Origin of the sequence: Kamptonema animale CS-326 (assembly GCF_028330895.1) — a bacterium.
GTDB lineage: Bacteria > Cyanobacteriota > Cyanobacteriia > Cyanobacteriales > Microcoleaceae > Kamptonema > Kamptonema formosum.
Genome location: NZ_JAQMUA010000040.1, coordinates 1 through 9,607, shown reverse-complemented (window position 1 = coordinate 9,607; position 9,607 = coordinate 1). Strand labels below are relative to the sequence as shown.

Annotated in this window: 13 protein-coding genes; 3 read left to right on the top strand and 10 right to left on the bottom strand. The window is 40.4% G+C overall.

Going from position 1 to position 9,607, the window contains the following annotated elements:
• Positions 1-226: 226 nt before the first annotated feature.
• From PN499_RS02710 to dcm, 6 genes are all read right to left on the bottom strand, one after another.
• A complete protein-coding gene (locus tag PN499_RS02710) occupies positions 227-799 on the bottom strand; it encodes a hypothetical protein (RefSeq protein WP_272030151.1) in 573 nt (190 codons plus the stop codon).
• On the bottom strand, positions 796-1,026 hold the full coding sequence (locus PN499_RS02705) for a DUF433 domain-containing protein (protein WP_272030150.1): 231 nt from the start codon (positions 1,024-1,026) through the stop codon (positions 796-798). Before PN499_RS02705 ends, PN499_RS02710 begins: the two co-directional genes overlap by 4 nt.
• Positions 1,027-1,082: 56 nt before the next feature.
• Complete coding sequence (locus tag PN499_RS02700) at positions 1,083-1,424, bottom strand: XisI protein (protein WP_272030148.1); 342 nt, start codon at positions 1,422-1,424, stop codon at positions 1,083-1,085.
• 83 nt (positions 1,425-1,507) lie between these two features.
• Entirely contained in the window at positions 1,508-2,098 is a 591-nt protein-coding gene (locus PN499_RS02695) for a class I SAM-dependent methyltransferase (RefSeq protein WP_272030147.1), read from the bottom strand.
• Between the two features lie 330 nt (positions 2,099-2,428).
• Entirely contained in the window at positions 2,429-3,397 is a 969-nt protein-coding gene (locus tag PN499_RS02690) for a S1 RNA-binding domain-containing protein (protein WP_272030146.1), read from the bottom strand.
• Between the two features lie 179 nt (positions 3,398-3,576).
• Positions 3,577-4,614 carry a DNA (cytosine-5-)-methyltransferase gene (gene dcm, locus PN499_RS02685; protein WP_272030145.1) on the bottom strand — a complete coding sequence of 346 codons (1,038 nt, stop codon included), beginning with the start codon at positions 4,612-4,614 and terminating at the stop codon, positions 3,577-3,579.
• Between the two features lie 365 nt (positions 4,615-4,979).
• On the opposite strand from dcm, the gene PN499_RS02680 reads away from it, so the two are divergent.
• The gene (locus PN499_RS02680) at positions 4,980-5,363 is read left to right on the top strand and encodes a DUF4346 domain-containing protein (RefSeq protein WP_272030144.1); all 384 of its coding nucleotides are present in this window, start codon (positions 4,980-4,982) and stop codon (positions 5,361-5,363) included.
• Here the strand turns inward: PN499_RS02680 and psb32 are convergent.
• A complete protein-coding gene (gene psb32, locus PN499_RS02675; RefSeq protein ID WP_272030142.1) occupies positions 5,360-6,082 on the bottom strand; it encodes a photosystem II repair protein Psb32 in 723 nt (240 codons plus the stop codon). The two genes, PN499_RS02680 and psb32, sit on opposite strands and share 4 nt — an antisense overlap.
• 134 nt (positions 6,083-6,216) lie before the next feature.
• Between psb32 and PN499_RS02670 the strand changes: the two genes are divergently transcribed.
• Positions 6,217-6,447 carry a hypothetical protein gene (locus PN499_RS02670; RefSeq protein ID WP_007358047.1) on the top strand — a complete coding sequence of 77 codons (231 nt, stop codon included), beginning with the start codon at positions 6,217-6,219 and terminating at the stop codon, positions 6,445-6,447.
• A gap of 114 nt (positions 6,448-6,561) precedes the next feature.
• Here the strand turns inward: PN499_RS02670 and PN499_RS02665 are convergent, their stop codons facing one another.
• The 3 genes from PN499_RS02665 to PN499_RS02655 form a co-directional block, all read right to left on the bottom strand.
• On the bottom strand, positions 6,562-7,005 hold the full coding sequence (locus tag PN499_RS02665; protein WP_272030140.1) for a hypothetical protein: 444 nt from the start codon (positions 7,003-7,005) through the stop codon (positions 6,562-6,564).
• Positions 6,986-7,462, bottom strand: coding sequence for a Panacea domain-containing protein (locus PN499_RS02660; protein WP_272030139.1), 477 nt, complete (start codon positions 7,460-7,462; stop codon positions 6,986-6,988). The genes PN499_RS02665 and PN499_RS02660 overlap by 20 nt, the downstream gene beginning before the upstream one ends.
• A 120-nt stretch (positions 7,463-7,582) precedes the next feature.
• Positions 7,583-7,726, bottom strand: a complete 144-nt coding sequence (locus tag PN499_RS02655; protein WP_272030138.1) for a hypothetical protein — start codon at positions 7,724-7,726, stop codon at positions 7,583-7,585.
• A 446-nt stretch (positions 7,727-8,172) separates the two neighbouring features.
• On the opposite strand from PN499_RS02655, the gene PN499_RS02650 reads away from it, so the two are divergent.
• The gene (locus PN499_RS02650) at positions 8,173-9,495 is read left to right on the top strand and encodes a hemolysin family protein (protein WP_272030137.1); all 1,323 of its coding nucleotides are present in this window, start codon (positions 8,173-8,175) and stop codon (positions 9,493-9,495) included.
• Positions 9,496-9,607: the final 112 nt, after the last annotated feature.

Here is a 9,607-nt window from a genome sequence, read left to right as displayed (position 1 = left end):
GTATGGTCGCGCTAGTATCGATTTATTAAGTCGCCGCTTTTTAATCAAGATGTAAATGGTTTTTCTCTCCCTAGAAGTAGTTTGAAAAAACAGCGATCGCCATACGCCATTGGTTCCGATCACCAAAAGTTGCCAAGACCCATAAATTGAGCGGTAAGCGATACCCCCAACTCAACTTAAAGTATCACAATCTAACTACAATTAGTAAGCTGAAAGCTCAAATTCATTAAATCCTGATTTTGACACTCATAAAGTTAACACAGTTAATGATATCTGAAAACATTTGGCTTGAAACTTTAAGCTCTTGTCCTTGATGAAGATGCCAGGGAAGAACCTTGATTTTAGTGTGGTTTTTATCAACGGTTGACTTGTTATGAACAATCCAGTGGCGAACAAAACGTAAATCACCCATCAAATCGCACATCACATTCTTAGCCTCAGATTCTAATTCAGCAGCAATCCTTTGTCTGAAAACTTCATCCCATTCTGTATAGATAGCAACGATCATTGACTTGGAAAGAGTATCTGAAAACCTACCATCTCTTTGAGAATACATTAATGCTTTTTTAAGCTTTATCTGAGAATGAGGTTTATTTTCATTAGGATTTCCAGATACAAGAAATAAGTCTGGATCTTCGTCTTCAACAATGGACTGTCTAAATGTGTCAGCAATATTTTCAAGCCCCATAGTGGCAAATATAAGGCAGGTATGGTACTCGTGACAACGTTTTTTAAAAATTGACAGTTGTACACTTTGGTTCATATTGGGAGATAGATTTTCATCAAAGAGTAATTTCATGCGGATATTGGCGCACTCATAAACCGACGCTCACGGTCAGCCGCGTATGCGATGCAGGCTTTTAAATCTTCCCGTGTTAGATCGGGAAAATCTTCAAGTATCTCTGCTTCTGTCATATCAGAAGCTAGGTACTCAAGCACTTCATAAACTGTAATCCGCAAACCTCGCACGCAAGGCTTACCACTGCGTTTATTGGGTTCAATCGTGATGTAATCTCGGTAGTTCATAGTTGAAATTATAAATTTAGGTAATTCTACGGTTGTTATATTTCTTTTGATCCGATTTAAGCAACAGCAAACTCAGTTAATTTACGAGTTTCAGGATCGTAAAAAGCTAAAACAATATCCTCTTTCGGTACACCTTCCCTTAATAATTCATTAGCAATACCTTCCTCTGTCCAATCTTCCTCAATGTAAATCTTCTCATTTTTAATGCGAATATGAACTTGAATATTTCTAAATTTTTTCTTTCCTTCCCAACCCATAAATAGCCAAAAATATTGATCGTGTATTTCATCAAAAACCAGACAACTCTCTTGATATAAATTCGCTGAACCAGAAACCCATTCCTGATATTCTGTCAATATCTTTTTAATAGAATTACGATATTTTTCTAATTTATCCATTGTAAAATTTCCTCCTGTTCCATATCAACAACAATCAAAAGTAATTGATTTATATTAGTAATATCTTGAATTGACTCCCGTTGTTATATTTCTTTTGATGCGATCGCCTGAACAACTGCTCCAATGCCAGTATGATAAATGCCTTCTATTATATCACGCTCAAGTTCAATTAGATGCTGAAACTTTAAGCCAGCTAACTCAATGCTCAAAGATTCTTTAGATTGCATCACATCTACTGAATTTCCGCCGCCAGTACCATGCTTCAACTGATCGGGCGTATAAGCCTCAATCAGAAAAACACCGTTTGGCTTTAACCCGGCTACAACTTTTTTATGAAGTTGTTTTCTGACTGAAGAAGGCAATGGACAAAATATAGATACAATTCCATCCCATTGATTTTCGCCTAAATCATAATCTGCTAGATCGGCCTGAATAAACTCAATAACAACCCCATTATCTTCTGCCAACTTTCTAGCCTTATTCAAACCAACTAGAGACGCATCTACAGCAGTTACAGAATAACCCTGTTTCGCCAGGAAAACAGCATTCCGCCCTTCTCCTTCAGCCAAGCTTAGAACTTTACCTTTGGGAATACTGCTGAAGTTCGCTTCCAAAAAATTGTTCGGGCTTGTGCCATATACGTACTCTTCTGCACTGTATCTTTCATCCCACATCTGTTTTCTCCACTTGTTGGTATTGGCACGTTGAATGCTAAAGAAATATAACTATATTATACGAAAAATTTCGATATAATACCCCATAAATCAAATTTTATGAAGTACATCAAAATTTGAGCCTTTCAGGACTTACGCACAACCAAAGAAACCGGGTTTTTTGACGAAAATACTTCGTTTTGACCCACAGGTCGTCTCAAAAACCCGGTTTCTGGGACGACCTGTGTAAGTCCTACCTTTGCCTGATGCAGTCTCAAATTGTATGGAAGTCTTAAAAAGCGATCGCACCCTTATCAAAGCGCGATCGCTTTTCCCTTCATCTCAACTCTTTCAGACAGAATCCATCTGCCTTTCTTGCATCTGCTGGCGATATTTAGCCGCCATTTCCTCAGCTTTTTCATAAACCAACTGAGGATTTTTCAACATATCGCCCGGTTCGGGTTCTAGTTGCTTAGTTGAGAGTGAAACTCGACCTCTGAGAGCATCCACATCCACGATCATTGCCTTCACTTCGTCATTCACCTGGAAAACGCTGTGAGCATCATCAAAGGGAGCATGGGAAATTTCAGAAATGTGTAGCAAAGCCACAATAGCTCCGATATCGACAAATGCGCCGTAGGGTTTACGTGCACGTATCCAACCGACAACAACATCACCCACTTTCAGCTCTTTGATCTTGGGTTCAAGCAAAGCACGGCGGTGACTTAATACCAGGGTATCGCGATCTTCATTTACTTCTAGAAACTTGAGAGGAAGTTCTTCTCCCACCAAATCTTCTATCGGTTTGCGGATACTGATATAAGAGCTGGGAATCAAGCCGCGTAAGCCTTCAATATTTACCAGTGCTCCGCTGCGATGGGTAGCATGAACATTGGTAGCATAAACTGTGGCATAAACTGTGACATTTTCTGCTTGCATTTGCCGCAATCGTTCCCAAGCTACCCGCCACTCAAGACCTCGGATAGATAGGGAAAGCATTGTATTTCCCCCTTGGTCATAGTCATGTACAACCAAAAATTGACGAGTTTCATTTAGCTGCAAAACCTGCTCTGGGGATTCCACTTCAACTATTGACATCTCCCGCAGCGGAATATAAGCAGCTATGTCAGAACCGAGGTCAATCAAAGCGCCTTCGGGTTCCAGCTTAAACACAGTCCCGATTACAATTTCACCGAGACTGAAGCTATTTGATTTAGAGTTCACAAGACTATCGGGCTTAACAAGCGCCCGTTGCTGATATTTTTTGCTGATGATGCCGGCATCTAATATCAAATTAGCATGATTGTTTTTATCCGTCAAGTTTTTGCTGTAATATAATTTATATTGAGAATGATTCCCCTATCTTGAGATTTAATAAATTCAGGACTTACACACCCAACCTCATAAACCGGTTTTTTTGACGACAATACTTAGTTTTGATCCACAGATTCTCTCAAAAACCCAGTTTCTGGGACGACCTGTGTAAGTCCTAAAATTATCTAACTATTGAAAAAAACAAGCTGTCTATATTCTTCAGTTTTTATAAGCGTTCCATTTGGCTCATTTGACAACAAATTTTGGTTTAATATTTCCTTAGCAATAGCTTCCACCACAGGTACGCAAACCGAGTTACCAATCTGCTTATAACTTTCCCCAACACTTGGATAAATTTTAAAATCTTCAGGAAAACCCATTACCCGATAACATTCCTTAAGCGTCATCTTCCTCACCATCTCTTTCTCAGGAATATAGATAAAAAATCTCCCAGAAGTTTCTTGCGATGGTATAGTCGGATGCACCCCATCTACCGAATAAATCCGATTAGGTTGCCGATGAACTCTCGATAAATGTTCTGTATTTGGCCTCACGCCAGTTTTCCAAGTTCCCTTATTTCTGTAACCCACAAATAACAAACCAGATATTTGCTTTCGCGGACAATCAATTAAAGTGTACTCTGATGTATCCAAGATTTCAAAATCACCCTCTACATCTAGAAAATCTCGAAGTTTGGGCGGAAATTTACTCTTCAACTTAGAAAATTTAAACTCTTTACCCTTAGTCCCGATAATAAATATCCTTTCTCGATGTTGCGGAATTCCAAAGTTTTTAGCATTCAGAATTTTATAGTCCACATTGTATCCCAAATCTCGCAGACTAGCAAGAATTACCTTTAAAGTATTGCCGCCATCGTGATGGATTAAGTGTTTAACATTTTCTAGAACAACAACTTTAGGCTGCTTAACTTTGATAATTTGACAAATATCGAAAAATAAAGTACCTCTAGTATCTTCAAATCCTAACTTTTTGCCACAAATACTAAAAGGTTGACAAGGAAATCCGGCCACTAAAACATCAAAATCTTCTATTTCATGGGGATTGACATCTTTAATATCACCAAAAGGAACCTCATTAAAATTATTGCTGTAAACTTCTCGGCAGTGTTTATCTACTTCACAGGAGAAAACGCATTCAAAACCTGCATTTTCAAAACCTTGTCTAAAACCTCCAATACCCGCAAATAAATCTATAAATTTCATTTCAGCCTTGAGACAAACTATTGAACGATACAATTATACCAAATCCGGCTTAAATACCCCTTTATTCTTTAGTCCGCGCAGGCGGACTTTGTTTGTGTAGTAGCGGTTTAAACCGCCAAATAATAAAAGGTCTAATTGAATATCTGGCGATTAGAAATCGCGGCTATACAAACAAAGTCCGCCTACGCGGACTATAAGAAAAAGAAAAGTTCAGCGAATCGTAGGTATTTTCTTGCAGCCAACAATACAAATGCGCGATCTCTCTTGACTAATCTCCCAAACAAGCCCCATAACCAGATAAACTAGAAATAGTGAAAAAAACTACAGCTATTGTTCAGCAATACGATCGCTCTCTGTCTTAAACTATGAGTCTAACCTTGGAAAATCTGACTGCAATTGATGACAAGCTTTCCAAACGCCACATCGACCTCGACCCAGGCGGCTACTTCATCATCTATCTCGACTGTGAAGCTGGCTTAATTTGTGCCAAACATTTTACCAATATTATCGACGATCGCGGCCTCGCTGTCGATCCAGAAACAGGCAAACCCATCCCTGCACGCGGTAAGGTGGAACGTACTGAAGCCACCATTTTTACTGGTAGAACTGCTAAGGAACTTTGCGTTAAAATCTTTGAAGAAACCCGCCCCAGTCCGGTGACACAATTAGATCACGCAGCTTATCTAGGGCGGGAGTTTGTACGGGCAGAAATGGCTTTATTAAATGGTAAAGAGTATATTCAAGATTAGTTAAAACCTTGATACCAGAAGTATGTCACCATTGGAATTACTGTTGCCAGTACCAACAGTACAACTACAATGAGAGTGGCATTACCAGTATCAGTTTCTTCTGCTCTTTTGAATGTGCCTTCAACCTGAACGTTATCGACAACTTGAGGAGGGCCGGGATCGGGTTGACCGGAGATTACTGCTGCAATGCGATCGCCTGCTGCTAAAAATGCCTCATTGTATTTGTTACCTTGTCGTAGCGGTACTTGCACAGTTTCGTCAGCTACACTTTTAGCAATGTCATCGCTGAGGAGGGATTTAACACCTTCCCCTGTACGAATTGCAGTGTTATTGGTGACTGTATCGAGGACGAGTACAATTTGATTAGCTTGGGCTTCTGGGGTGGGAAACCATTTTTGAAACAGTTTCTCGGCGAAACTAGCGGCGGTTTCGCCGTAGTCGAAGCGGTGGATGGTAACGAATCTGACTTCTTTGCCAGTCTCCTTTTCGAGATTATCGAGGACGCTACTGATATTACCTTCGCTGATCCGGCTGAGGATTTCGCCTTTGTCGATCACCCAAGTGCGATCGCCTGGTGATAGATTGGGAATTTCGTAAACGCCAGTCGCCTGCGCGGGTAATGTTAACATCTGAGTAGCAATAACAAAGAGTGCGATCGCTAGCATCAGCCGCTGGACGTATTTCTTGCATTTGAAGACTTCGTGGAGGAGTTTTATCATTTGGTTGACCATTAAACTTACTTTTTTCCAAAAATACTATACAAACCGCCGTAAAATTCATCTTTAGAGAGGGCGATCTTTAAAAATCAGCCCCGCAAGCAAACCGCAAGCGAAATTTTTTTCAGATTGCAACTATGGAACCGGCAGAAACGTACAAAGGTTGGATTATTCAGTCCCAGAAAGTATTTTACGTTGAGACTTGGGATGCCAACGGCAACCACCACGTCGCTGTCCAAAATGCCAAAACTGAGGAGGAGGCGTTGGAACTTGCTAAAAAATGGATCGATCGCTATGAGTCAAAACCTGCAAGAACGCCAATGGATGAACCCCGACCTTTTGGGGACATGATCGATATGCCATTTTGAATGTCTTGGAGAGAAATTTTGCGCGATCGCTTTGGTTCAGCGAGGGAGTGCGATCGCGTTTTTATCTAACGCAATTGTCTCAGCGGTAAAAAATTGTCTAAAATTATGATAATTTTAACTGTAAAGATTGTGGTCTGGATCTAGCCAGACAATATAAAAAATATTTTCACTAAAAAAGCCATGTACTCTGCCGTATTCATTAGCAGATATTTGAAACTGGTAGGGCATATTTACAAGCTGATCTTCATTAGGAAGACCAAAGCCATTAGGTTCGGTTGTATCTTGCCATACTATTCCATGACACCGCAGACTTTTACTCTGATTATTGATGATTTCTTGTGCTTTCAATTGTGATAAATCGCGCAGCCTTGTCAAGAGAGATGCTAGATATTTAGCATCTCTACCCCTAATTGAAAATTTATCTTTGTCATCCTGATAATACAGTAAAGAAAAACTAATTCCTTCCGGTATTTTTACCTTGACAACCTCTCTTGGTGCTGAAGATGGCTGACGGCGAACATCTGTATCTTGTCTTTTTCTATTCTTCTTCGATGACACGGGTTTTGTAAAATTCTCTTATTAAGTCTTTTGTAATAATAGCATGACAAGGTTCATCTCTTGGCAAATCACCTCTCGCTTTAATCCAAGGATCTTCGCGGCGTACCATCAATTCTAACTCATAAGCGTCCCGAAAGAAATAATCGTCAGATAAGTCGTCTAAAAACTTTTGTACTTCTTCTGGAAACTCTGGTTTTTCGACTTCTTTCAGAATTGGCATAAACCCAAATTGTTCTTTATATTCATAAAATAAAGCTGGGATAGTTGGGCCATGTACCCAAGCTTGAAAATCCTCATCAAAAAGGGGTGTATCTTCAAAGGCTAGATACCATGCTTGGGCATAATACAATAGTTTTTGTAACTTTTGGTTACTGAGATAAGAGCCTACGTCATTGGCGAACCAGATGTAGTAATCAGCGAGTTTGGAGGCAGTTGTGACTGTGGTTATTGTGGTCATATAACTCGACTAAATAAGTTTTATAGTCTATGATAGCACAGAGCGATTTTAGATTTAAGTTACAATCCTTTGATATACTGCCTTAGTATAGGTGAAAGAGTATAAAGGTTTTCTGGTTTTTCAATGAAGCTCATTCAATACCTCTAAAACGTATCCATCTTCCTCTCCTGGCGGTCTAGGGCAATAATCTAGTATAATTGCTGGAGTTCCTTTGACCAAATTGTATTCAGCAATATCTTCTTTCAAACTCACTTCCACAAACATTTTAAATTGCAGAATACGCCTCCTCAAAATAAATAGCGATCGCACCTCCTATAACTACTCACCAGTGCAATACTTTCAACAGTAAGCGATCGCACTTTTGATTCACTTCGCCAACCTCCCCATCGCGATCGCTCCTACAGGCGAGAATAAAAGCACGGTTTGGCTATATGCGCTGCCACCGAAAAAAAACTTTACAATTTTGGATGATAACAATACGGTTCATTTTATAAGGCTGCGAAGAGAGCAACTGAACTAATGATACATTTCTGTTCAACAGAAGGTGCTACCTTCTCTATATCTAGAGAACTTTGATTAACAAAGACTCCTCTGGGAGCATGGAAAGGGTGAAATGCCGTCAATTTGACCGGTTAAGCTATATCTCTAACCAAATTTCCCCGACTATAACCGTCCCACGCGCCTCGACCATAACATAGATAATTTGACAAATGTCCTCAACTATCGACATTCTGATTGTTCTGCTACTGATCGCCCTCAATGGACTGTTCGTGATGTCAGAGATGGCCATCGTCTCGGTACGGAAGGTGCGACTGCAACAGATGGCTAATTCTGGCTCGAAGAAGGCCCGCGTGGCGCTGGATCTGGCTAATGCCCCGAATCAGTTTTTGCCGACTGTTCAAATTGGGATCACGCTACTGGCGATCGTTTCCGGTGCTTTTGGTGAAACCACTTTCTCTAAGAGAGTAGAGCCGATTTTCCATCAGATACCCTTACTTGCGCCCTACAGTCAGCCGATCGCTACAGTGATCTCAATTTTGCTGATCACCTATCTAACCCTGATTATTGGCGAATTAGTCCCAAAGCGACTAGCTTTGAACAACCCAGAACCGATCGCCGCATTAGTTGCCATTCCCATGCGGATGCTTTCAAAAATTGGCTCCCCCGCTGTTAGCTTGTTAAGCTACTCAACTGATTTGGTACTAAGGCTGTTAGGGATTACACCCTCTACAGAACCACAAGTTACCGAAGAAGAAATCAAGGTTTTAATCGAGCAAGGTACTGAAGCAGGAACCTTTGAAGAAGCAGAACAAGATATGGTTCAGAGAGTATTTCGCTTAGGCGATCGCAGAGTCAGCGCCCTAATGACCCCTAGACCAGATATTGTTTGGCTAGATTTAGAGGACTCAGCAGAAGAAAACCGTCAAAAAATGCTCGATAGTGCCCATTCCCGCTTTCCAGTTTGTCAAGGCGGTCTTGATAATGTGATTGGTGTAATTCACGTTACTGATTTATTATCCCGCAGTTTAGCCGGTCAAGCTCTTGACTTAACAGCACAATTGAGGCGACCCCTATTTGTACCCGAAAGTACGCGCGGGTTAAAAGTGTTAGAACTTTTCAAGCAGTTTACAAATCACATTGCCTTAGTGGTTGATGAATACGGTGTGATTCAAGGATTGGTCACGCTCAATGATATTTTAGTTGAACTTGTCGGCGACATTCCCTCTGTGGAAAATGAAGATGAACCCCAAGCTGTACAACGAGAAGATGGTTCTTGGCTATTGGATGGAATGTTACCTGTAGAAGAGTTTTTTGAGCTTTTTGACCTTGAGGAATTGTCCTCAGATCAGAGAGGAAGTTATCATACAATGGGCGGTTTTGTGATTACAAATTTAGGGCGTATTCCTGCTGCGGCGGAGCATTTTGAATGGAATGGATTACGGCTTGAAGTTGTAGATATGGACGGCAACCGAGTTGATAAAGTCCTAGTAATGCCCGTGCCTTTAATATCAAATGAGCCGCCAACTGAATAACTTTTTGTAATTGTTAGTTGTTAGTTGTTAGTTGTTAGTTGTTAGTTGTTAGTTGTTAGTTGGTAATTGGTAATTGGTAATTGGTAATTGGTAATTGGTAATTGGTAATTGG